This window comes from Ralstonia sp. 25mfcol4.1 (assembly GCF_900104095.1).
In the GTDB taxonomy this organism is placed as follows: domain Bacteria; phylum Pseudomonadota; class Gammaproteobacteria; order Burkholderiales; family Burkholderiaceae; genus Cupriavidus.
This window is the reverse complement of record NZ_FNJO01000005.1, coordinates 135955-158347: the sequence shown is the minus strand read 5'-3', so window position 1 is coordinate 158347 and position 22393 is coordinate 135955. Positions and strand designations below refer to the sequence as shown.

The window sequence follows — 22393 nt, the reverse complement described above, 5'->3', positions numbered from 1 at the left end:
TTTCGACTGTGTCAGCGGTCAGCGCGCCAGCGCGGCATCCAGCGATGCCTGCAACACGGCGCCGTCGAGTTCCTGGCCGATCAGCACCACGCGCGTGCCCTGGGGCTCGCCGGCACGCCACGCGCGATCGAAATAGCTGTCGAAACGCTGCCCCACGCCATGCAGCACCAGCCGCATGGCCTTGCCCGGCAGCGTGGCGAAGCCCTTCACGCGATAGATCGTGTGCTCGGCCACCAGCTTCTGCAGCGCAGCCACCAGCGCATCGCGGTCCACCGTGCCGGCCCGGACCACCACCGATTCGAACTCGTCGTGATGGTGATCGGCGTGCTCGGGGTCGTCGGCGCTGCCATGATGGTCGGGGCGCAGGTGAATCGTGTCTTCCGACGCACGCTGCAGGCCCAGCAGCATGCCCACGTCGAGCGTGCCTGCCTGCGCCGGCACGATCTTGACCTCGGCCGGGATCTCGGGCCGAACCAGGGCTTCCACGCTGGCGATCTGCGCGGCGTCCATCAGGTCGGTCTTGTTCAGGATCACCAGGTCCGCGCTAGCCAGCTGGTCTTCGAACAGTTCATGCAGCGGCGACTCATGGTCGAGGTTCGGATCGGCGCGGCGCTGCGCGTCCACCGCCACCGGATTGGCGGCGAACTGGCCGGCCGCCGCGGCGGGCCCATCGACCACGGTGACCACCGAATCTACCGTGAAGGCATTGCGGATGGTGGGCCAGTGGAAGGCCTGCACCAGCGGCTTGGGCAGCGCCAGGCCCGACGTTTCGATCAGCACGTGGTCGATCTGGTCGCGGCGCTCCAGCAGCTGCTCCATCACGGGGAAGAATTCCTCCTGCACCGTGCAGCACAGGCAGCCGTTGGCCAGTTCGTAAAGCTGGCCGGTGGGCTCGCCCGCGTCGTCGCAGCCGATACCGCACCCCTTGAGGATCTCGCCGTCGATGCCCAGTTCGCCAAATTCGTTGACGATCACCGCGATGCGGCGGCCGTTGGCGTTATCGAGAATATGGCGCAGCAGCGTGGTCTTGCCGCTGCCAAGGAAGCCCGTGACGATGGTGGCCGGAATCTTGGAGGTTTGCATGGAGGCTCGGGCGGAATTTGCGAAGGCGATCAGGATACGGAGATCGGCAGGGGCTGTCTATTTGCATGTGAGGACGGGATGTCCCGCTGCCGCGCGGGCGATGCAATCCACGACGGGTCGCGACTTGGTACGCATCGGCGGCCGCTAACGCCTGCCTCTGCGCCACGCGGCAATGGCACCGGCGCCGATCGTCAGCGCCGCCAGCATCAGCGCAAGCGCCAGGTGGCGCCCGCGTTCGGCGGGGGCGGCCGACGCCGGTACGGCCTGTGGCGCCAGCCGCTGGCCGGCCACGCGTTCCGTATCCGCCTGCGCGATGGCCGGCGCGGCAGGCACGGCAGCGGCCGCAGGCACCGGATGCACCGGCGCGGCCTTCGTCTGCGAGGGCGAAGGCCGCGCCTTTGCGCCCTGCCCCGCCGGCCCAACCACCGCATCGGCCAGTTCACGGCCCAGCGCCTTCATGTCGATACGCGCGGCCTTGCCCTGGCGTGCGACATGGGCCATCAGCACCGGGTTGCCGCAGGTATTGGCCGTGCATGACAGCCCGTCGCGTTGCACGCTTTCCGCGTACTGGCGCAGCAGTTCGCGGCGCTCGGCATCGGTGAAGCGGTAGCTGCCCTGGCGATCCACTTCCAGCAGGCGCGCCAGGATGCCCTGCCGCGCATGCGGATTGGCTGCGCGGAAGAACGCGTCCATGCCCATGCCGAGCTTGTCGGCCACATAGACGTCGTAGGTCTGCTGCCAGAATGCGCCCGGCATCTGCTCGGGCACCGTCGCCTGGAAGCCGTACAGGTGCTCCACTTCCTTGTACATCTCGCGAGCCCCCGCGTAGCCCGACCGCTGCATCGCGGCAATCCACTTCGGATTCCACTGGCGCGCGTTCAACTCGGTGGCCAGCCACGTGCGCGCATCGACGGTCCGGGTCTGCCCCTCCCGGCGCAGATTGTGCAGCCACAGCGGGGGTGCCGCGCCACTGACAGCCCGCGTGGCGGCCGTCAGCCCGCCCGCGTACTGGTAGGTATCGTCGTTGTCCAGCGCCCCGTATAGCGTGCTGGTGCGCGAGAACAGTACCGCCTGGTTCGATTTCAGATGGCTGGCCAGCGCAGCGGGCGCCGATTCGCCCCAGCCGTCGGCCGAATACGCAAAGTTCATATAGCGCAGGTACTGGCGGGCCAGGACATCGGGCGGCCCCTGGGCGTCGCGGCTTTGCTCCACCATCTGCTGCACGCCGATCGCGTAGTTGCCCGGCCTGGCCGCGAATACGCGGGCCCGCGCCAACCTGCCGGCCTGTTCCGGCCCCACGCCCTGCCGGGCCAACTCCGCGGCGACGTCCCGATCATGGCGGCTAATTGCATTATTTCCGGCAGCAGCGGCCAGCCGGGCGGCCTTGTCCAGCAGGGCGATCTTGTCGCCAAACCCGTCGCGGTAGATGCCGGACGTGGTCAGCAGCACGTTCACGCGCGGCCGGCCCAGATCGGCATCGGGAATCAGCCGCACGTCCTCGACATGGCCGCGCGCGTTCCACACCGGCTCCACGCCCATCAGGAACAGCGCCTCGGCTTCCATTGCGCCCTGATGGCGTTCGGTCTCGCCATACCAGAGCACCATCGACACCGTTTCGGGCCAATTGCCATGTTCGCGGCGGAAGCGTTCCAGCGTCTGCCCCGCCATCGCCTTGCCCAGCGCCCAGGCGGCGCGCGTGGGAATCCGGGCGCCGTCGAAAGCGTGCAGGTTGCGGCCCGTTGGCAGGCTGTCGGTCACGCGCACGGGATCGCCCAATGGCCCGCTGGGCAGATAGCGGCCCGCCAGCACCGTGATCAGCCCATCCAGCTCGGCCTGCGGCGATGCACGCAGATCCGCCAGCCATTGCCGGCCGGCCTCCAGTGCACGGCGCGCATCGTCGCCGACATCCTCGCCCAAGGCCGGTTGGCGGCCTGCCACCAGATCGGCGGCCCAGGCGTGCAAACGCGCCGGATCGGTCCCGGTGCGGGCGCCCAGCATCATCGCCAGCGCGTCGGCCTGATCGGCGGGCGCCGGCATCTGACCCAGCACGTGGATGCCCAGCGGCATCGGCTCGGCCTCCACCTTGTGCAGGAAGGCATGCACGACCGGCTCGATGGTGTCCCACGGCGCGCTCGCGTCCAGCGCCAGTTGCCGGTCCAGCTTCAGTGTCCGGATCTGTTCGAGCGCCTGCTGCCGGTACTGCGCCGACAGATCTGGCGCGCTGTCTCGCGTGGCATCGGCCTGTTCGATGGCTTCGTCCAGCGATGCCAGCACCGGCGGCTGTCCGGCCGCAGCCAGCAGCGGCGCCAGATGGCTCACCAGTACCGCCGCACTGCGGCGCCGGGCCTGGATGGCCTCGCCCCCGCCATCCTGGATATAGATATAGGCATTCGGCAGGTCGCCCAGCAGGACTTCGGACGCATCGTCGCCAGACTGTCCCACCTGCTTGCCGGGCAGCCATTCCAGCGTGCCATGACGCCCGACATGCACGACGGCGTCGGTGCCAAACGCATGGCGGTACCACAGGTAGGCCGCCACATACGAATGCGGCGGGGGCGTGATGGTGTCGTGCGCGGCGTCCATTGCCCTGTCGAAGGTGGAACGCAGCGGTTGCGGGCCGACGAACACATTGCCGAAGAACAGCCCTGGCACCACGAAGGCCGGCGCGCCGCTGGCATCTCGCGCGCGCATCAACGGATTGCGTTCGGGCGGTCCCCAGGCGCGCAGCACCGAATCACGGAACGTCGCCGGCAAGGCATCGAACCAGCGGCGGTATTGCGCCAGCGGCACCAGCTTGACGTGGCCGGCGCGCACCATGCGGTCCAGCTCGCCGGGCGACCAGGTCTCCACATTGCGGCCGTTGGCCTCCAGCAGTGCGGTCAGCGTGGCGGTGTCGGGCATGTCGCGACCGGTGTCGTAGCCGGCGGCATGCAACTGCCGCAGGATCTGCGCGAGCGTGGGCAGCGTCGCCAGATAGCTGGCGCCAATGTTGCCGCGTCCCGGTGGATTGTTGTAGTACAGCACTGCCACATGCTTGCGGGCCGCCGGCTTGTCCTGCAGCGCGATCCAGCGCCGCACCCGCGCGACCACCGCGTCCACGCGCTCGGGCACGGCGGCGCTCGCCTTCGCGCCGTCGCGGTCTTCCTGCGTGGCGAACAGCACCGGCTCGGTGGCGCCGCTGCGTTCGGGCGCGCCCAGCAGCAGCGGCAGCCGCTCGCCGGCAATGCCGCGCACGTCGCCATGCCAGGCCGCGGCGCTGTCGCGCGTGGCAATCAGGTTGATGGTATGCAGGCCGTGACGCGCCAGCCAGTCCTTGTCTTCGGCGCGCGGGATCGTCAGGTTCAGGGCCAGCAGCGCGCGCAACGGCGTCGTGCCGTCCTGCGTCAGCAAGGCATCGAGACTCGACACCGGCCACCCGAACACCGGCACGGCGCCGATGCCCTGCCGTTCCAGCGCATCGACCAATGTATCGACGTGCGCCAGGTCGCGCTGGCGGTAGTTCGTGGCATAGAACGAAATGCCGACCAGCGGTGCATCGTCGCGCACATGCCCCGTCGACCGATACCAGTGCAGGTATGCGGCCAGCGACGCGAACGGCTGCGGTGCGCGCGGGTGGTAGATGCCGGAGGCCGGCGCGGGCTTGACCGGCGGCACGGCGATCGGCGTCACACCGGCGGCGCGCTGGCGCGCAGCGACAGCTGCCGCAAGCGCCGCAGCCAGATTGTCGGCACCGCCCGCGTCCCAATAGGGTTGGACGGCCGCATTCAGCGTGGCATCGGTGTGGATGCGCCAGGCGGCTTCGGCCACGTCGCCTGGCGCGGCCGACACCAGCGCACCCCGCGCCTGCGCCCGCCGCACGCCGGGCGCCATCTGGCGCAGCACCGCCGCCGGCACGAACCACGTCTGGATGACGTCCGCCTGCGCGAGGGTGCCGGCATCAGGTGCGGTCGCCGTGAAGGTGAAGTCGGCGACGGCGTTGCCATGCACGGCACGGAAGGCCTCGGCGGCGGCCGGCAGCAGGTGCGTTTGCGAGGCCACCACCAGCACGCGCACCGGCGCGCCCCATGCCAGCACTGGCAGGATCAGGCACAGGCCAAGAAGGTATGGCAGCAGGCGCCGGCAGGCGGCAGGAATCGCGGACACGTCGGAATCGGACTGAGGCGTGGAGAGGGGCGTGAGGGAGCGGCGCAAAAAAGGGACGCCGGCGCGGCATTCTAACCGCCAGGCAGGCCTGCCCGTCATACTGCTGTGACGTATCCGACCTCGGCACTGCGTCGCTTCGCCCCGCGCTGTTGCAGGCGATTAACGGTATGTGGTTTTTTTACCGACGACAGATTTTAGCCATGCCGGGCGCCGATAACGCTTTCAAACGGCAGCTTTCGCCACAATCGGCAAGTTCGCTGCAAGGTCCGATGTAAAAAAGACAAAGCCGGGACGTGCCCCAAGGCTGTTCCCGGCTGATGGGCGGTAAATCTACCCCACCATCGGGGTGACGGCAATCATTCTTGTGGGGGAGCCCACATGGTCCATGGTGACCCATCGTGTACCTTGCGCCGGATCGTCTATATTTGACCGCATGGCGCGCACACAACCGAAACGACTCACCAGCCGTACGACAGCCCCGGGAGGTAACTGCCATGCGTTCGCTTGCAAACTTGTTCAGTCCGCCGACGCCAGAGAAAATCGCCGAGAAGGAACTGCAAGACATGAGGCTGACGCTTTTCCAGGCAGAACGTCGCCTGCTTGAAGCGCAGATGCAAGTCGATTACTACCGCAACATGATCGCCTTCCTCGAAGAGGTACACGCCACTGGCGTGGAAGGCGTGGCTGACCGGCGCTTTGCGTCGGCTCCGCCTGAAGCACCCCAACTGCAGGCCGCCCCGGCACGCAGCACCCCTGGCCTGGCCACGATCCCGATCGTTCCCACGGCCGCCTGACCCCGCCTGGAAGCCTGACAAGCCGTCGCACGGACGCCCCGGCGCCCGTGCGATACTGGCCGCTTTCCCGCATCCACAGGAACGGCCATGAGCTTGCTGCCCGCCATTGAAATCGACACCGCACCGAATCCGACCCACGCCGTGATCTGGATGCATGGGCTTGGCGCGGACGGCAGCGACTTCGTGCCCGTGGTGCCCGAGCTGGGCCTGCCCGATACGCTGGCCGTGCGCTTTGTCTTTCCGCATGCCCCGGCCATTCCGGTCACCTGCAATGGCGGCTACGTCATGCCCGCGTGGTACGACATCTATTCGCTCGACGAAGCCGGCCGCAAGGCCGACGTGGCAGGCATCGAACAGTCGCGCGACGCCATCCGTGCCCTGATCGACCGCGAAAACGGGCGCGGCATTCCGGCCGCGAACATCGTGCTGGCCGGATTCTCGCAAGGCGGCGCCATCGCCTACACCACGGCCCTGACCCACCCGCAGGCACTGGCCGGCGTGATCGCGCTGTCCACCTACATTCCGTCGCCCGAACTGATCGCCGCCGAAGCCACGCCGGCCAACGCCAACACGCCGATCTTCGCCGCCCATGGCACCGCCGACGATGTGGTGCCCCTGACCCTGGGCACCCGCGCCCGCGATTTCCTCACCGAACGCGGCCAGCCGGTGACGTGGCATGCGTACGGCAACATGCCCCATTCGGTCTGCCTGGAAGAAATCGCCGATATCGGCACATGGCTGCAGGCGCGCTTGGGCTGACAAGCCAGTCTGGAGACTGCGCGGCCGGATGCGTGACCGGTTGCGTTACCATCACGCGCCCCGCCATTCAGAATCTTCGCCAATGATCCCTGCCTCGCCGCCGCCCCGCATCGATTTCAACACCCGCAAGGCGCTGATGTTTGCGCTGATGGCCGAACGGCTATCCGCGTTTTACGAACACGGCCAATGGATGACCGAGGCCCAGGGCGCCACGCTGGCCGGCAACTGGCTGTCGCGCTCGAAGCTGCAGCTGGCGCTGTCCGAGCGGCGCCTGTTGTCTGACCTGAGCGACCAGCTGGCCCGCCAACTGGCCGCCACGCTGTCCCGCGAAGCCGGGCTGTACGCATCGCACGAGATGATGGAAGCCCTGGACCCGAACTACCAGTCAGCCTTCGCCCACGACATGCTGGACGAATGCGAACGGATGCTGCGGGAGCATGGCGTGGCGGATTGATGTCGATTTAACATCACTTTCGATGCGGTCGAGGCGTGATTATTGACTTTTATCCCCGCCTCAATAAATTATCCAACTCTGGATAATTCAAGATAAACGGATGCGCTACTTCAGCAGACCGGAGCTTGCCTCGGAGCTCGCCGCCCAGTTGCAGGGCCTTGCGGTATTTGGCGACGCGCAGAACGGGCTGTTTCTCGCGGCACCCCGACGCACCGGAAAATCGATGTTCTTGCAGTACGACTTGCGCCCGGCTCTTGAAAAGGCAGACGTACTGGTGATCTACGTCGATCTCTGGTCAGACCAGCGGAAGGACCCCGGCGAGCTGATTGCGGAAGGGATCGCGCACGCACTGGCCGAGAATCAGGGCGTGGTGGCCCGCACTGCCCGCAAGGCGCGCCTGGAAAGCGTCACCATCGCGGGCGCGCTGAAGATAGACACCTCCCGGGTGGGCAGTATCGACGGCGCGACGTTGCCGCAGACCCTCCAGGGGCTGCACAAAAAAACGGGCAAGCCCATCGCGTTGCTGATCGACGAAGCCCAGCATGCACTGACCAGCGAATCTGGCGAAACCGCCATGGCCGCGCTGAAGTCCGCGCGCGATCAGATGAACACGCCCGAGGCTATCGCGCTAATGCTTGTCATGTCCGGCTCGGACCGCGACAAACTGTTACGGCTGGTCAACTCCACCAGCGCCCCCTTCTACGGCTCGTCCATCCACGAGATGCCCACCTTGGGCAAAAGCTATGTGGCGCACGTCGCGGCACTGATCGAGCAGCAACGCAGCGAGCTGCGGCCAGTCGATCAGCCAGCGCTGCTCGAAGCGTTTCAGCTTTTCGGATATCGGCCACAGTTCTTCCATGCTGCCATCGGCGAATCGTTGAACCCGCTCGAAGCCGACAACGGCGAGCGGTTCGAACTGCGCGTACTTGCCGCCGCCCGCAGACGGCAGGCACAGGACACGGCACAGATGAAGTCCGACTACCTGGGCCTCAAGCCGCTTGAGCAGGCAGTGCTGGCGCGGATGCTGTCGATCGGCAGCAAGTTTCGGCCTTACGACGCAGAATCGCTGGCGTTCTACCGCCAGCACTGCCCCGGCATGACCGTTTCGCCGCAAAAAGTCCAGGCGGCGCTGGAAAGCCTGCGTGACCGATCGCCGGCTCTGGTATGGAAATCGGCCCGCGGCGAATATTCCGTGCAGGATTCCACCATGCACGAATGGTTCCAGGAACTCAGCCAGCGTGACGGCTGGCCGCCGTCCGAAGGCTGAGGCCCCGTCCAGTTGTCTACGGCGCCTGTACCGCCGCCCGTTTCACGCTTTTGGGATTCAGCCGTTCGGCATCGAGCCGGCGGAACACCAGGGCGGAGAACAGCGTGATGATGCCCACCGACAGGAAGGCCAGCCGGTAGGCCGGCGCCGCGACACCGAGTTTCACCGAGAACAGGCTGACGAGGCCGCCGCCGATGGTGACGCCCAGGCCGATGGCCAGCATCTGGACCATCGAGAACAGGCTGTTGCCGCTACCGGCGTCCTCGCGGGTCAGGCCCTTCAGCGTCACGCTGTTCATCGCCGCAAACTGCATCGAATTGGCAGCGCCGAACGTGGCCAGCTGCACGATCGACATGGCCAGCGGCCAGCCCGGCGAGATGGCCGAGAACGACGCGATGGATGCGCCGACGATCACGGTATTGACCAGCAGGAACGTGTCGTAGCCAAAGCGGTTCACCAGCGGCACGATCCAGCGTTTCGAGATCGTGCCGGCAATGGCCACCGGCAGCAGCATCATGCCGGAGTGCAGCGGCGAATAGCCCAGCTGCAGCTGGAACAGCAGCGGCAGCAGGAACGGCACCGCGCCCGAACCGATCCGGCAGACCAGGTTGCCGATCAGGCCCACGCTGAAGTTGGGCTCGCGGAACAGCGCCAGCCGGAACAGCGGCGTGGCATGCCGGCGCGCATGCGGAATATAGAGCAGCGCGCTGCTGATGCTGATGGCAGCCAGCAAGGCACTCCACGGGCTATGCGCGCCGTTTTCGAGCGCCAGCGAGAACGTGACCATGCATAGCGACAACAGGCCGCAGCCAATCCAGTCGAACGGCGGCGCCACACCGGCTTCGCCCGCCGGCAGGTAGCGGCGCACCGCGAAAAGGCCTACCAGCCCGACCGGCACGTTGATCAGGAAGATCCAGTGCCACGACGCGCTCTGGACCAGCCAGCCGCCCAGCACCGGCCCGAAGATCGGCCCGACCTGCCCGGCAATCGACACGAACGCCAGCGCGGCGATGTACTGCTCGCCCGGGATATTGCGCAGCACGGCCAGCCGGCCGACGGGCAGCAGCATCGAGCCGCCCACGCCCTGCAGCACCCGCGCAACGACCAGTTGCGTGAGCGTATGCGCCGTGGCGCAGAACACCGAACCCAGCACGAAGATCAGGATGGCGCTGAAGTAGACGCGGCGCGTGCCGAACTTGTCGGCCAGCCAGCCCGATGCCGGGGTCAACATCGCCATGGTCAGCGTATAGGCCACCACCACGGGTTTCAGGTCCAGCGGCTTTTCGCCCAGGCTGTGCGCCATCGAGGGCAGCGCGGTATTGACGATCGTGGTGTCCAGCGTCTGCATGAAAAAGCCGGCGAAGACGATCCACAGCATGGCCTTCTGGGAAAAGGCCTGGGGGGCGGCGGGGGCGGAGGCGGTATTCATTCGGGGAAATCCAGCTGTATTGCCGGTCCGGGGAAACCCGGACTCGTGCAAGCATGGTACGCACCCGGCACCCCATCGGGAACCCCTTTGACTTTATTGACTGCCATCGGCAAATCCGATGACAATGCGCCGATGCTCAATCCCGTCTGGATCCGTACCTTCGCCACGGTGGCCACCGCCCACAGCTTTACCGATGCCGGCCGCCAGCTTGGCCTGTCGCAATCGTCGGTCAGCGACCACATCCGCCGGCTGGAACAGAGCGTCAACCGGCGCCTGTTCGTGCGCGATACCCATTCGCTGGCGCTGACGCCCGATGGCGAAGCCCTGCTGGTACATGCCCGCCTGATCCTGGAATCGCTGGCCCGCGCCGAGCAGCAGTTCAGCGCGCCGCGCCTGCAGGGTCGCGTCCGGCTCGGTTGTTCCGAAGACCTGGCGCAAGGGCCGCTGCCCAACGTGCTGGCGGCCTTCCGCGCCACGCATCCCGACGTGGAACTGGAAATCACGATCGGCATGACCAGCAAGCTCTATGAATGGATCGAGGCCGGCACGCTGGACCTGATCATCGGCAAACGGCGGGAAGGAGAGCGGCGCGGCGTGCCGCTGTTTCGGGGCCAGCTCGAATGGCTGGCGCGGCCGGGCACCGTGGTCGATGTAGGCCAGCCGCTGCCGCTGATCCTGGTCAACGAGCCGAGCGTCACACGATCGGTGGTGCTCGACACCCTGGCCACGGCGGGCTGGCGCTGGCGCGTGGTCTGTACCAGCAGCAGTCACTCGGGCTGCATTGCCGCGGCGCGCGGTGGCCTTGGCATCACGGTACGGGCGCAGAACCTGACCGGCGGCGGGCTGGTGCCGCCCGTCAATGTCGATGCCCTGCCGGCGTTGCCCGACGTCGAATTCATCACGCTGGCCGCGCGGCGCCTGTCGCGCCCCGCCGACACCCTGCTGCAGCTGATCCGCAAGAGCGACCTGCGGGCACGCATGGACTGACCCGGCGGCCGGCCAGCCGGGCCAAACGCCGGTCGGTCAGGCCGGCGGCAGCAGCGTGCGCAGCGCCTGCCAGGCCGTCAGCAGGTGGTACGGCGTGGTTGACGGCATTTCGGCCCGGATGACGGCGCCGTCCGGCGCCAGGCACTCGTGCCAGCCGCGCGCATGAAGGAAGCGTGCACGGAACCGGTCGATCCAGGTTTCCAGTTCGGTCAGCGCCGCCGCGTCCCGTTCGACCGATGCCTTGACCATCAACGCCCGGGCGAATTCGGTCTGCGCCCAGATCCGCTCGGTGGGGTCCTGCAACGCGCCGCGGCCGTCCAGCGCGGCGCACACGCCCAACGTGCCATCCGCCACGCCATGGCGGCGGGCGAACGCAAACGCCCGCGGCAGCGATGCGGCCAGCGGCCCATCGGCAAACAGCGCCGGGGCCGTCATGACCAGCGAATACCACTCGAATTGATGACCCGGCTCGATGCGGTTGCCCGGCGTGCCCTGCGGCAGTTCGGCAACGCAACCGTCTGCCGGGTCGACAAACCTGCCGTGGACGGCATCGGCCAGCGTCTTCAGCCGCTGTGCCATCCAGGCATCGCCGGTGATATCCAGCGCCGCCAGGTAGGCCTCGGTCAGGTGCATGATCGGGTTCTGCTGCACACCGCTTTCGTTGGGCCCGAAGTTCTGCGCCAATGCCGCGTGATAGAGCCCGTTGCCGTCGGCAAAGCGCGCCTCGATCACGGCGATGGTGCGCTGCATGGTCTCCAGCGCCGCTGCATCGCCACTGGCCCGGTAGTAATGCGCGCAGGCGAACACCACGAACGCGTAGGTATACAGATCGCGCGTGGCATCCAGCGGCGCACCCTGCGCGTCGATGCTGTAGATCCAGCCCCCGGCACCATCGCCAAAATGGCGAACCAGCGAGTTGAACAGCGTGGCGGCGTGCGTCAGGTTGCCCATCGTCGCAAAGACATAGAGTTGGCGCGCGCAGGCCATGGCGCGATAACGCTTGTCGGGCAAAGGCTGGCCGGACACAGCGTCCAGCGCCTCGTGCGCGAGCGCCATCGACGGATTCCAGCCCGGCCCGGTCCAGGACGGCAGGACGGCGGTATCGAAATGCGCCAGCAGCGCGGCAATGCGGTCGGTAAGGGTCGTGGAAACAGGCATGGTAGAGGTCCGGTCTTCCGTCCCCGGGCGCGGCATGGCCCCCAGGAACCCAAGGCCGCACACGATATCAGGACCGATGTCCCCAGCATAGGCCGCGGACGCCGCACCGCGTCATTTCCTGCTGGAAATGCCGCCCTGCGGTGCTATGTTGAAAGTCCACCGGGGCCACCTGCCCGGTGGAGAATCAAGGGAGTACCGTTATGCAGACCCATCCGATGTCCCTGTCCGACCAGCGCCGCACCCTGGTCATGCATGTCATGGAAGACCCGCCAGGACGCTACACCTGGCGCATCGTCGTCGAGGAAAAATGTGGCGGCGCCGACTGCGACAGCACCATTGAGGCACAAACCGACTATCCCTCGCACGCTGAAGCCGAAGCCGCCTGCTGGGTCGCCGGTAATGGCATGCTCGACGGCCTCCGCACGACGGACGAAGTCACCGGCCTGCGGCACTAGCCGGCCAGAAGGTCGTTGCAATGATCGAATATGCGTGACATTACGTGACGATGCGACCCAATAGGCGCTTAAAGCACCGCTGAACCCCTTGAACACGGCCGGTGCCCGCCATAGGCTGGAAACCCGTAGGGAGAAAAGCGATGGACAAGCCGACCGTTAGCCCCAACCGCTTTGTCGAAATCCTGAACGAGCGGCTGACGCAGCATCCCCTGTATCGAGAGGGAATGCACGTGTACGCCATTCCGGCCCATTCGGACACCCCGCGCAGCCTGGTCTGCGTGGGGCCACGCGGCACCGAGGGGATTTGCGCCACGATCGAGAACATCGTTCGCGGCGAGTGCGACGTCTTCCCCGACATCGCACAGGAATGGCATCGCCAACCACCGGGGCCGCACCGCGCGCACCACGCACGCTGAGCGGCACTGTCATGCAATGACTGGCCATGGCCGGCGTATTGACGCGTATTGCGCCGGCCCGCCACGCACCGTTTGCTGCCCCACACCGACCACGCCAGCTGGCTGGCCGGCTCGACTGTCTTTTTCGACACAATCCTGCACCAACCGCTCCGGCTGGATACAATGACTGCCGCTATCCCTGCCCGGAGCGCCGATGAAGAAAGCATTCGAAATCGAAGGCGAGGTAGACGGCTTGCCCGTTACCCGCGCCACGTCGATCCCGGAAACCAGTGAGGCCCGCGCCGCTGCCGTGGCCGCCACCGTGGCCCGCGCGGCCATCGACCAGGCGGACCACGCCATGCGCAACTGGACCGACCCGCTGAACGGGCCGGTGCGTATCGGCTCGGCCGAACACCTGCGCATGTTCTGCAACATGTTGCTGCAGACCCACAACCCGTATAAGCCGTCGGTCATCGACTGGCCGAAACTGCCGCCCGACGCGCTCAGGCGCGTGACCTCGCTGCCGATCTGGGATATCGCCGTACAGACCGAAGGGCGCGCCTCGGTACGCGTGCACAGCTTTGCCGCCCGCCAGAAGGATGCCCTGCTGCGCAGCGCGCTGGAAATGGATGCCGACGAGGAGGCCCGGCACAAGGTCGTGCTCTCGAAACTGGTACAGGCATACGGCATCACGCTGGCACCCGAACCCGAATACCTGCCGCCCGCCGACGCCGAATGGGGCTGGCTGGTCACCGGCTACAGCGAGTGCATCGACAGCTTCGCCGCGTTCGGCCTGTTTGCGGCAGCCAAGGATTCGGGCTTCTTTCCGGCCGAGCTGGTGGAGACTTTCGAGCCGGTGATCCAGGAAGAAGGCCGCCATATCCTGTTTTTTGCGAACTGGGTGGCGTGGTATCGCGCGAGTCTGCCGTGGTGGCGCCGCCCGGCCTTCGCGTTCAAGGTCGCACGGGTCTGGTTGTTCCTGATCCGCGAGCGCATTGGCCTGGCCAAGGGCATCGACGTCAAGGCGGACGGCACGGCGCAGGATGCCAACTTTCCGATGAACGCCGCCGGATCGCTGGGGCAGACGCTGTCGGCCGGCGCCATGATCGATCTGTGCCTGGCCGAGAACGAGCGGCGCATGGCGGGGTATGATGCGCGCCTTGTCCGGCCAACCACCGTGCCCAGGCTGGCCCGCCTGGCGCGGCGATTCATCAAATAAGACCCATGCTGCTGTTTGGATTGTCCCTGCTGACCCTGGTGGTCTGGTGCGTACTGGTATTCGCCCGCGCCGGATTCTGGCGCGTGCGCAAACCCGCCCCCTCCCCTCAACCAGCCGACTGGCCGCCCGTGATCGGCGTGATTCCGGCCCGCAACGAAGCCGACGTGATTGCCCGCGCTGTAACCGGGGTCCTGAGCCAGCAATATCCTGGCCGGCTGCAACTGGTGGTGGTAGACGACCACAGCACCGACGGCACGGCCGATATCGCCCGGGCCGCGGCCGTTTCCATCGGCAAGGGCGACGCGCTGGCCGTGATCGCCGCCCGAGACCTGCCGGCCGGCTGGAGCGGCAAGGTCTGGGCGCAGTCCGAAGGGCTGGCGGCTGCCGACCTGCGCATGCCCGATGCCGGGTTCGTGTTTCTGACCGATGCCGATATCTGGCACGGCCCCCAAACCGTCCGCGAACTTGTTGCCCGTGCCGAGCACGAGCAGCGGGATCTCACATCGCTGATGGTCCGGCTGCGCTGCGAATCGTGGTGGGAACGCATGATCGTGCCGGCTTTTGTCTTCTACTTCGCCAAACTTTACCCGTTCAAGAGCGTGGCCGACCCGCGCAGCAAGGTGGCCGGCGCGGCCGGCGGCTGCATGCTGGCGCGCCGGTCGGCGCTGGCTCGTATCGGCGGGTTCGCGGCGATTCGGGGTGAGCTGATCGACGACTGCAGCCTCGCGGCGAAGATCAAGGCCGGCGGTTCCATTCGGCTCGACCTCGCCGACGACAGCGTGTCGCTGCGCCCGTATGACGACTGGCAAAGCCTCTGGAACATGATTGCGCGCAGTGCCTATACGCAGCTGCACTATTCGCCGCTGCTGCTGGCGGGTGCCACGCTGGGCATGATCCTGACCTACCTGGCGCCGCCCGCGCTGGCGCTTGCCGGCGGCGCGTCGGCCTGGCCGGCCTGGCTGGCCTGGATCCTGATGTCGGTCAGCTACCGGCCAATGCTGCGCGAGTACCGGCAGCCCGCATGGCTGGCACCGCTGCTGCCGCTGACGGCGCTGTTCTATCTGGGTGCCACGCTCGATTCGGCACGGCGTTTCTACCTGCGCCGGGGCGGCCAGTGGAAGGGCCGCAACCAGGCGCCCGTCCGTTCCTGAGCACTCTCGCCTTCGGGCCGCGTTGGGCCCGTCCGGTTACTTCAGGTAGCCGTTATCGCGGAACCAGTTCAGCGCATCGCGTAGCGCCTCCTGGTACGGGCGCGCCGTGTACCCCAGCTCGCGCTCGGCCTTGGCCGAAGTGAAGAACATCCGGTATTGCGACATCTTCAGGCCGTCAACGGTCACGAACGGCTCCTTTTTCGTGAACTGGGCAATGGCTTCGGCCACCCGGGCAATGGGGTACAGCGGCCAGCGCGGCAGTTCGACGGTCGGCGGCTTGCGCCCGGCCATGCCGGCGATGTCCGCCAGCATCTGGCGCAGCAGCACGTCCTGGCCGCCAAGAATGTAGCGTTCGCCGATGCGGCCTTTGTCCAGCGCCAGGAAATGACCGTTCGCCACGTCGTCGACGTGGGCCAGGTTCAGGCCGGTATCGACGAATGCCGGGATTTTTCCGGTGGCTGCCTCGACGATGATCCGGCCAGTCGGTGTGGGGCGTACGTCACGTGGGCCGATCGGGGTGGACGGATTGACGATCACGGCGGGCAGCCCTTCGGCCACCAGCCGCTCGACCTCCCGCTCGGCCAGCACCTTGCTGCGCTTGTAGGCGCCAATGGCCTCGTGGCCCGCCATGGCGGCGGTCTCGTCCACCGGCCCCGTGGCACCGGCCACCCGCAGCGTGGCCACGCTGCTCGTATAGACAATGCGCTCGACGCCGGCATCGCGGGCCGCGTTCATCGTGGTGACCGTGCCGTCTACGTTGGAACGGACGATTTCCTCGGGATCGGGCGCCCACAGGCGGTAGTCGGCCGCCACATGGAACAGGTAGCGGACGCCGGCCATGGCGCGCGCCATGGACGCGGGATCGCGCATGTCGCCTTCCACGATCTCGACCGGAAGCCCGGCCAGGTTCGCACGCGGGCTGGTGGCACGGACCAGCACCCGCACCTGGAAGCCGCGCTCCAGCGCCTGGCGCATGACCGAAGAACCCAGGAAGCCCGAAGCCCCTGTCACGAGAATGCAATTGTGAATTTCAAATCCCCTATGGGCGTTGCGGACGCGTTGAACGAGAATCCGCCGTTATACCAAGACGCAGGGCCGCATTTTCACCGGAATGACCCTGTTGGCAACAGCCAACGCGGCGGCATGAAAATCCGACCCGGTATATAGTACCTACCGTGAACCGGAAAAGTGATGCCGGAATACCAAAATAACTGATGTCTTCGAATCTTCACAAGAGGGTCGGGGGGCCGTCTCCATGCAGGTGATCCTTGCCCAACCTAGAGGTTTCTGTGCTGGCGTAGTCCGCGCAATCGAGATCGTCGACCGTGCCCTGATCAAGCACGGCGCCCCCGTATATGTCCGCCACGAGATCGTCCACAACAAGCATGTCGTGGAATCGTTGCGAAAAAAGGGCGCGCGCTTTGTCGAGGAACTCGATGAGGTGCCGGGTGATGCGGTCACCATATTCAGTGCCCACGGCGTGTCGCGCAGTGTGATCGCCGAGGCACAGCGCCGCGAGCTACACGCGATCGACGCCACGTGCCCGCTGGTGATCAAGGTCCATAACCAGGGCCGCCAGTACGCCGCCGCCGGTCGTCATGTGATCCTGATCGGCCACGCTGGCCACCCCGAGGTGGAAGGCACGATGGGCCAGATCCCGGGCAAGGTGCTGCTGGTCCAGGACGAGGCCGAAGTGGCGCAGCTCGACCTGCCGGCCGACGCACCTGTGGCATATATCACCCAGACCACGTTGTCCGTGGACGACACCCGTAATATCATTGCGGCGCTCCACCGGCGTTTTTCCAATCTGGTGGGGCCCAGCACGCGCGATATCTGCTATGCCACGCAAAATCGGCAAAGTGCGGTAAGGGAATTATCCGGGCGCGTGGATGTCATTCTCGTGATCGGGGCCACCAACAGTTCGAATTCGAACCGGCTGCGCGAAATCGGCACGGAAAGTGGCGTGCCGAGTTACCTGATTGCCGACGGCAGCGAACTGGACCCGGCCTGGGTCCGCAACGCAGACGTGGTTGGCATTACCGCGGGTGCTTCGGCACCCGAAGACATGGTGGAAGACGTCATTGCCGCCCTGCGACGCCTTGGTCCGGTCAACGTATCGGTCATGGAAGGCATCGAGGAACATGCCGAATTCCGCCTGCCGGCTGAACTAGCCGATGCAACGCTGGCCCCAGGGGCCAGAAGAACAACTGATATCAGTGACGCCCAGCTTGCCGGCCAGACGGCGGCCGGCTGAACCGACACACTGAACCTGACAGGAAGCACCCCCTTGGCCATTCCGTTTCTCCAGGTCGCCCGCGTAGGCGCCTACATCGCACGCAAGCATCTGTCCGGGCAAAAGCGTTATCCGCTGGCCCTGATGCTCGAACCCCTGTTCCGCTGCAACCTGGCCTGCTCGGGCTGCGGCAAGATCGACTATCCGGACCCCATCCTGAACCAGCGCCTGTCGGTGCAGGAATGCCTGGAAGCGGTCGACGAATGCGGCGCGCCCGTGGTGTCGATCGCCGGCGGCGAGCCGCTGCTCCACAAGGACATGCCGGAAATCGTGCGTGGCATCATCGCCCGCAAGCGTTTCGTCTACCTGTGCACCAACGCCCTGCTGCTGGAAAAGAAGATTGACCAGTACCAGCCGAGCCCGTATTTCGTGTGGTCGATCCACTTGGACGGCGACCGCGAGATGCACGACCACTCGGTGAACCAGGAAGGCGTGTACGACCGCTGCGTCGAAGCCATCCGCATGGCCAAGGAACGTGGCTTCCGCGTGAACATCAACTGCACGCTGTTCAACGATGCCAAGCCGGACCGCGTGGCCCAGTTCTTCGACTCGGTCAAGGCGATGGGCGTGGACGGCATCACGGTGTCGCCGGGCTATGCCTACGAGCGCGCGCCGGACCAGCAGCACTTCCTGCACCGCGGCAAGACCAAGCAACTGTTCCGCGACATCCTGGCGCGCGGCAACGCCGGCAAGAAGTGGGCGTTCAGCCAGTCGACGATGTTCCTGGACTTCCTGGCCGGCAACCAGACCTACAAGTGCACGCCGTGGGGCAACCCGGCACGCACCGTGTTCGGCTGGCAGCGTCCGTGCTACCTGGTCGGCGAAGGTTATGTGAAGACCTTCAAGGAACTGATGGAAGGCACCGACTGGGACGCCTACGGCGTTGGCAACTACGAAAAGTGCGCCAACTGCATGGTGCACAGCGGTTTCGAGGCGACGGCCGTGGCCGACACGTTCTCGCACCCGCTCAAGGCGCTGGGCGTGAGCCTTCGCGGCGTGAAGACCGACGGCCCGATGGCCCCGGACATCCCGCTGGACAAGCAGCGTCCCGCCGAATACGTGTTCTCGCGCCACGTGGAGATCAAGCTGGCCGAGATCGGCAACCTGAAGAAGGCGCAGGGCAGCCGCGCCGAGGCCGTGCAGGCCGCGCAGGTTCACTGAGCACCATGAAAAACGGCCGCTCGATCTCGATCGACGGCCGTTTGAAGAACAACCGGGACTGGGCGACCAGACCCGGTTTTTTTATGGCTGGCGCCCCAGCGCCTGCCAGTTACGCACGTGCGTTGTGACTGTTCAGGTACTTGATCAGCCCGTCGATGCCGTCGCGCGCCACGATATCCGCGAACTGCTTGCGATACACCTCGATCAGCCACGCGCCCATCATGTTGATGTCGTAGATCTTCCAGCCGTCGGCACCCTTCTGCAGACGGTAGTCGATCAGCATTTCGTCGCCGTTGTTCATCACACGCGTCGCGACGACCGCGTCATTGGCGTTATTGCCAGACTTGGCGGGCTTGTACGAAAACTTCGGGCTCTGCTCGCGCAGTTGCGACAGCGACACCGCATAGCTGCGCACCAGCAGTGCCGTGAACTGTTCCTGGAGCGTTTTTTGCTGCTCCGGAGTGGCCTGCTTCCAGGCATTGCCGACTGCCAGCCGCGTGGTGCGGCCAAAATCGGTGTAGGGCAGGAATTCGCGCTGGACGACGGCGGTAATTTTTGCAAGATCGCCGGCGCGGGTTTCAGGATCGGACTTGATCTTCGTGATCACGCCTTCGACGGCGGACTGCACGAGCTTGTCCGGCGCAGCGCTGGTATTGACCTGTGCCTGCGCGGTAGACACGACAACCACCGCGGCGATCGGCGCGATGACGGCGGCGGGAAGGATTCCGTAACGGTTCATGACTCATCGAAGCAATACGGCCGGGTTGGCCAGTCGGGCCAGTATATAGCGGATCGGGATGTTGCCTCGCTGCCAGGCACGCGTGGCGCGGCGGGTGCGGAATGCCCCGCTTCAACCGCTATACTCCGGGTGCCGCCCATGCGCCCCCGCCGCTTCGGGCGCTGAAGATACAGGACTCATGATCAGACCGCTGCTGGTTCGCACCGTCAAATTCGCCACCGTTCACGCCTGGCTCGTGATCGGCATTACCCTGCTGCTCACCGTTGGCAGCGGTGTCTATGTTGCCCGCAATTTCGCCATCAACACCGATATCAGCCGCCTGCTGGAATCGGACGCCCCGTGGGCGAAGAACGACGCCGCCATCAGCGAAGCGTTTCCGCAGCGCGACAAGATGATCCTGGCCGTCGTGCAGGCCCCGGCCAAGGAACTGGCCGACGCCGCCGCCAACGAACTGGCCGACGCGCTGCGCCAGCAGCCCAACCGCTTCAAGGCCGTCGGCCAGCCCGGCTCGGGCCCGTTCTTTGAACGCAACGGCCTGCTGTTTGCCGATACCGCCAGCGTCCAGGACATGGCCGGCAAGCTTGGCCAGGCACGGCCGCTGCTGAACAACCTGGCGCACGACCCCACGTTGCGCGGCCTGTCCGATCTGCTCACCACCACGCTGAACCTGCCGCTGCAGCTTGGGCAGATCAAGCTGTCCGACATGGACCGGCTGCTGGGCGAAAGCGCCCGCACTATCGACGGCGTGCTGGCTGACAAGCCTGTGGCGCTGTCCTGGGCAGGGCTGGTCGACGACAGCCTGAAACCCAATGCCGACGGCCGCGCGTTCAGCTTCGTCACGCTGTCGCCGGTGCTGGACTTCAGCGACCTCAAGGCCGGCTCGGGCGCCAGCGATGCCATCCGCGCCGCCGCCACGCAGCTGAAGCTGACCGAACGCTACAACGCCGTGGTGCGGCTGACGGGCCCGCAGCCGCTGGCCGACGATGAATTCGCCTCGGTCAGCGAAGGCGCCGTGCTCAACGGCGTGCTGACGCTGATCGTGGTGATCGGCATCCTGTGGATGGCACTGCGCTCCGCCCGCCTGATCACGGCCGTGCTGGTGAGCCTGATCTCGGGCCTGGTCATGACCGCCGCCCTGGGCCTGATGATGGTGGGCGCGCTGAACATGATCTCGGTGGCTTTCGCGGTGCTGTTCGTGGGCCTGGGCGTGGACTTCGGCATCCAGTTCGGTGTGCGCTATCGTGCCGAACGGCACGACCACGGCGACCTGGACCAGGCCCTGACGCTGGCCGCCCGGGATGTGGCCGGCCCCTTGACGCTGGCCGCAGCCGCCACGGCGGCCGCCTTCTTCTGCTTCCTGCCCACCGATTACCGCGGCGTGGCAGAACTGGGGAAGATTGCCGGCGTCGGTATGTTCATCGCGTTCGCCACCACGTTCACGATGCTGCCGGCGCTGATCCGCGTGCTGGCCCCTCGGGCCGAGGAAGAGATGCCGGGCTTCGGCTGGCTGGCCCCGGCCGACGCCTTTTTCGAGCGCCATCGCAAGGGCACGCTGGTCGGCGTGCTGGCCGTGCTGATTGGCGGCGCCCCGCTGCTGCCGCACCTGCGCTTCGACTTCGACCCGCTGCACCTCAAGGATCCGCATTCGGAATCGATGTCGACGCTGCTGGCGCTGAAGGACGCACCGCAGGCCGGTACCGACGACATCAAGGTGCTGGCGCCCACGCTGAAGGACGCCGAAGCCACCGCTACTAAGCTCAAGGCGCTGCCCGAGGTGGCGCGCGTGGTCACGCTGAAAACCTTCATTCCCGACGATCAGGCGCCCAAGCTGGCCATCATCGCCGGCATGGCCAAGAGCCTGATGCCGGTGCTGACGCAGCCGACCGCCACGCCGGCCACCGATGCGCTGCGCGTGGCGTCGCTGCGCAATGCGTCGCGCCAGTTGTCGCTGGCCGCGCTCGATCATCCGGGCCCGGGCGCCGAATCGGCCGAACACCTGTCGCGCGCACTCAAGCAGTTGGCCGACGCGACGCCCGCCGTGCGCGACCGCGCCGAGCTGGCCGTGGCGCTGCCGCTGCGCCTGGCACTGGGCTCGCTGAAGAACGCGCTGCAGCCCGAACCGGTGTCGCAACAGACGCTGCCGCCCGAACTGACGCGCGACTGGCTCGCACCGAATGGCCAGGCGCTGGTCAATGTGAGCCCGAAACTGCCGCCGCCCGGCGCGAAGAACGAAGCCGCCCGCGAGGCGGCGCTCAGCAGGTTCATCGCCGTGATGGCCCGCGTGCAGCCCGACGCCACGGGCGGCCCGATCGCCATCAAGGGATCGGCCGATACCATCATGACCGCCTTCATCCACGCCGGCATCTGGGCGGTGCTGTCGATCACGGTGCTGCTCTGGATCACCTTGCGACGCGTCGGCGACGTGCTGCGGACGCTGATCCCGCTGCTGGTGTCGGGGCTGGTCACGCTGGAGCTGTGCGTGGTATTCGGCATCTCGCTGAACTTCGCCAACATCATCGCGCTGCCGCTGCTGCTGGGCATCGGCGTGGCGTTCAAGATCTACTACGTGATCGCCTGGCGCCACGGCAAGACCAAGCTGCTGCAGTCCAGCCTCACGCACGCGGTGCTGTACAGCGCCGGCACCACGGCCACCGCCTTCGGCAGCCTCTGGCTGTCGCATCACCCCGGCACGGCCAGCATGGGCAAGCTGCTGGCGCTGGCGCTGATCTGCACGCTGGCCGGCGCCGTGTTCTTCCAGCCGATCCTGATGGGCCGCCCGCGCCGCGAACTGAACGGCCGTGCGGAACCGCTCGGGCCGTCGCTACCCCCTCTCACGGTGGCTACGACCATGGCACAATCTGCCGATAAATCAGCAGGGTCGGATTCTGGCCAGTCCCGGCGGTAGC

General features: G+C 66.5%; 18 protein-coding genes. 12 read left to right on the top strand and 6 right to left on the bottom strand.

What is annotated here, in order from left to right; all coding sequences use genetic code 11:
- Positions 1 to 18: 18 nt before the first annotated feature.
- Positions 19 to 1083 (bottom strand): cobalamin biosynthesis protein CobW, encoded by a 1065-nt coding sequence (gene cobW, locus BLQ58_RS11050; RefSeq protein ID WP_092597667.1) that lies wholly within the window; start codon positions 1081 to 1083, stop codon positions 19 to 21.
- A gap of 144 nt (positions 1084 to 1227) precedes the next feature.
- Positions 1228 to 5226 (bottom strand): cobaltochelatase subunit CobN, encoded by a 3999-nt coding sequence (locus BLQ58_RS11045; protein WP_092597663.1) that lies wholly within the window; start codon positions 5224 to 5226, stop codon positions 1228 to 1230.
- Positions 5227 to 5720: 494 nt separating this feature from the next.
- Between BLQ58_RS11045 and BLQ58_RS11040 the strand changes: the two genes are divergently transcribed.
- The 4 genes from BLQ58_RS11040 to BLQ58_RS11025 all read left to right on the top strand — a co-directional run bounded on the left by BLQ58_RS11040 (position 5721) and on the right by BLQ58_RS11025 (position 8500).
- Positions 5721 to 6020, top strand: a complete 300-nt coding sequence (locus tag BLQ58_RS11040) for a hypothetical protein (protein ID WP_092597660.1) — start codon at positions 5721 to 5723, stop codon at positions 6018 to 6020.
- A gap of 87 nt (positions 6021 to 6107) precedes the next feature.
- A complete protein-coding gene (locus BLQ58_RS11035; protein WP_092597657.1) occupies positions 6108 to 6779 on the top strand; it encodes an alpha/beta hydrolase in 672 nt (223 codons plus the stop codon).
- Positions 6780 to 6861: 82 nt separating this feature from the next.
- On the top strand, positions 6862 to 7233 hold the full coding sequence (locus BLQ58_RS11030) for a hypothetical protein (RefSeq protein ID WP_092597654.1): 372 nt from the start codon (positions 6862 to 6864) through the stop codon (positions 7231 to 7233).
- 100 nt (positions 7234 to 7333) lie between these two features.
- Positions 7334 to 8500, top strand: a complete 1167-nt coding sequence (locus BLQ58_RS11025; RefSeq protein ID WP_092597651.1) for an ATP-binding protein — start codon at positions 7334 to 7336, stop codon at positions 8498 to 8500.
- A 16-nt stretch (positions 8501 to 8516) separates the two neighbouring features.
- On the opposite strand, the gene mdtD is transcribed toward BLQ58_RS11025, so the two are convergent.
- Positions 8517 to 9929: a multidrug transporter subunit MdtD gene (gene mdtD, locus BLQ58_RS11020; RefSeq protein ID WP_092597648.1), complete on the bottom strand. Its 1413-nt coding sequence runs from the start codon at positions 9927 to 9929 to the stop codon at positions 8517 to 8519.
- A 132-nt stretch (positions 9930 to 10061) separates the two neighbouring features.
- Here mdtD and BLQ58_RS11015 point away from each other — a divergent pair, with 132 nt between their 5' ends.
- Positions 10062 to 10916, top strand: a complete 855-nt coding sequence (locus BLQ58_RS11015) for a LysR family transcriptional regulator (protein ID WP_092598093.1) — start codon at positions 10062 to 10064, stop codon at positions 10914 to 10916.
- A gap of 36 nt (positions 10917 to 10952) precedes the next feature.
- On the opposite strand, the gene BLQ58_RS11010 is transcribed toward BLQ58_RS11015, so the two are convergent.
- Positions 10953 to 12074: an AGE family epimerase/isomerase gene (locus BLQ58_RS11010; protein WP_092597645.1), complete on the bottom strand. Its 1122-nt coding sequence runs from the start codon at positions 12072 to 12074 to the stop codon at positions 10953 to 10955.
- Between the two features lie 200 nt (positions 12075 to 12274).
- Between BLQ58_RS11010 and BLQ58_RS11005 the strand changes: the two genes are divergently transcribed.
- From BLQ58_RS11005 to BLQ58_RS10990, 4 genes are all read left to right on the top strand, one after another.
- Positions 12275 to 12529 (top strand): hypothetical protein, encoded by a 255-nt coding sequence (locus BLQ58_RS11005; protein ID WP_092597642.1) that lies wholly within the window; start codon positions 12275 to 12277, stop codon positions 12527 to 12529.
- A 140-nt stretch (positions 12530 to 12669) separates the two neighbouring features.
- On the top strand, positions 12670 to 12945 hold the full coding sequence (locus BLQ58_RS11000) for a hypothetical protein (protein WP_092597639.1): 276 nt from the start codon (positions 12670 to 12672) through the stop codon (positions 12943 to 12945).
- A 337-nt stretch (positions 12946 to 13282) separates the two neighbouring features.
- The gene (locus BLQ58_RS10995; RefSeq protein ID WP_175459894.1) at positions 13283 to 14143 is read left to right on the top strand and encodes a ferritin-like domain-containing protein; all 861 of its coding nucleotides are present in this window, start codon (positions 13283 to 13285) and stop codon (positions 14141 to 14143) included.
- Between the two features lie 5 nt (positions 14144 to 14148).
- Positions 14149 to 15294, top strand: a complete 1146-nt coding sequence (locus BLQ58_RS10990; RefSeq protein ID WP_175459885.1) for a glycosyltransferase — start codon at positions 14149 to 14151, stop codon at positions 15292 to 15294.
- 36 nt (positions 15295 to 15330) lie between these two features.
- Here BLQ58_RS10990 and hpnA read toward each other — a convergent pair whose 3' ends face one another.
- Complete coding sequence (gene hpnA / locus BLQ58_RS10985; RefSeq protein ID WP_092597633.1) at positions 15331 to 16323, bottom strand: hopanoid-associated sugar epimerase; 993 nt, start codon at positions 16321 to 16323, stop codon at positions 15331 to 15333.
- Positions 16324 to 16549: 226 nt separating this feature from the next.
- Between hpnA and ispH the strand changes: the two genes are divergently transcribed.
- On the top strand, positions 16550 to 17548 hold the full coding sequence (ispH, locus tag BLQ58_RS10980) for a 4-hydroxy-3-methylbut-2-enyl diphosphate reductase (RefSeq protein WP_092597630.1): 999 nt from the start codon (positions 16550 to 16552) through the stop codon (positions 17546 to 17548).
- A 33-nt stretch (positions 17549 to 17581) separates the two neighbouring features.
- Positions 17582 to 18748, top strand: coding sequence for an adenosyl-hopene transferase HpnH (hpnH, locus tag BLQ58_RS10975; RefSeq protein WP_092597627.1), 1167 nt, complete (start codon positions 17582 to 17584; stop codon positions 18746 to 18748).
- A 109-nt stretch (positions 18749 to 18857) separates the two neighbouring features.
- On the opposite strand, the gene BLQ58_RS10970 is transcribed toward hpnH, so the two are convergent.
- Complete coding sequence (locus BLQ58_RS10970; protein WP_092597624.1) at positions 18858 to 19487, bottom strand: MlaC/ttg2D family ABC transporter substrate-binding protein; 630 nt, start codon at positions 19485 to 19487, stop codon at positions 18858 to 18860.
- Between the two features lie 178 nt (positions 19488 to 19665).
- On the opposite strand from BLQ58_RS10970, the gene BLQ58_RS10965 reads away from it, so the two are divergent.
- Positions 19666 to 22392, top strand: a complete 2727-nt coding sequence (locus BLQ58_RS10965) for a hopanoid transporter HpnN (protein WP_092597621.1) — start codon at positions 19666 to 19668, stop codon at positions 22390 to 22392.
- Position 22393: the final 1 nt, after the last annotated feature.

Coding starts and splice junctions, on each gene's coding strand:
- cobW (WP_092597667.1), bottom strand. CDS start 1,083: ATGCAAACCTCCAAGATTCCGGCCACCATCGTCACGGGCTTCCTTGGC.
- BLQ58_RS11040 (WP_092597660.1), top strand. CDS start 5,721: ATGCGTTCGCTTGCAAACTTGTTCAGTCCGCCGACGCCAGAGAAAATC.
- BLQ58_RS11035 (WP_092597657.1), top strand. CDS start 6,108: ATGAGCTTGCTGCCCGCCATTGAAATCGACACCGCACCGAATCCGACC.
- BLQ58_RS11030 (WP_092597654.1), top strand. CDS start 6,862: ATGATCCCTGCCTCGCCGCCGCCCCGCATCGATTTCAACACCCGCAAG.
- BLQ58_RS11025 (WP_092597651.1), top strand. CDS start 7,334: ATGCGCTACTTCAGCAGACCGGAGCTTGCCTCGGAGCTCGCCGCCCAG.
- mdtD (WP_092597648.1), bottom strand. CDS start 9,929: ATGAATACCGCCTCCGCCCCCGCCGCCCCCCAGGCCTTTTCCCAGAAG.
- BLQ58_RS11015 (WP_092598093.1), top strand. CDS start 10,062: ATGCTCAATCCCGTCTGGATCCGTACCTTCGCCACGGTGGCCACCGCC.
- BLQ58_RS11010 (WP_092597645.1), bottom strand. CDS start 12,074: ATGCCTGTTTCCACGACCCTTACCGACCGCATTGCCGCGCTGCTGGCG.
- BLQ58_RS11005 (WP_092597642.1), top strand. CDS start 12,275: ATGCAGACCCATCCGATGTCCCTGTCCGACCAGCGCCGCACCCTGGTC.
- BLQ58_RS11000 (WP_092597639.1), top strand. CDS start 12,670: ATGGACAAGCCGACCGTTAGCCCCAACCGCTTTGTCGAAATCCTGAAC.
- BLQ58_RS10995 (WP_175459894.1), top strand. CDS start 13,283: ATGCGCAACTGGACCGACCCGCTGAACGGGCCGGTGCGTATCGGCTCG.
- BLQ58_RS10990 (WP_175459885.1), top strand. CDS start 14,149: ATGCTGCTGTTTGGATTGTCCCTGCTGACCCTGGTGGTCTGGTGCGTA.
- ispH (WP_092597630.1), top strand. CDS start 16,550: ATGCAGGTGATCCTTGCCCAACCTAGAGGTTTCTGTGCTGGCGTAGTC.
- BLQ58_RS10970 (WP_092597624.1), bottom strand. CDS start 19,487: ATGAACCGTTACGGAATCCTTCCCGCCGCCGTCATCGCGCCGATCGCC.
- BLQ58_RS10965 (WP_092597621.1), top strand. CDS start 19,666: ATGATCAGACCGCTGCTGGTTCGCACCGTCAAATTCGCCACCGTTCAC.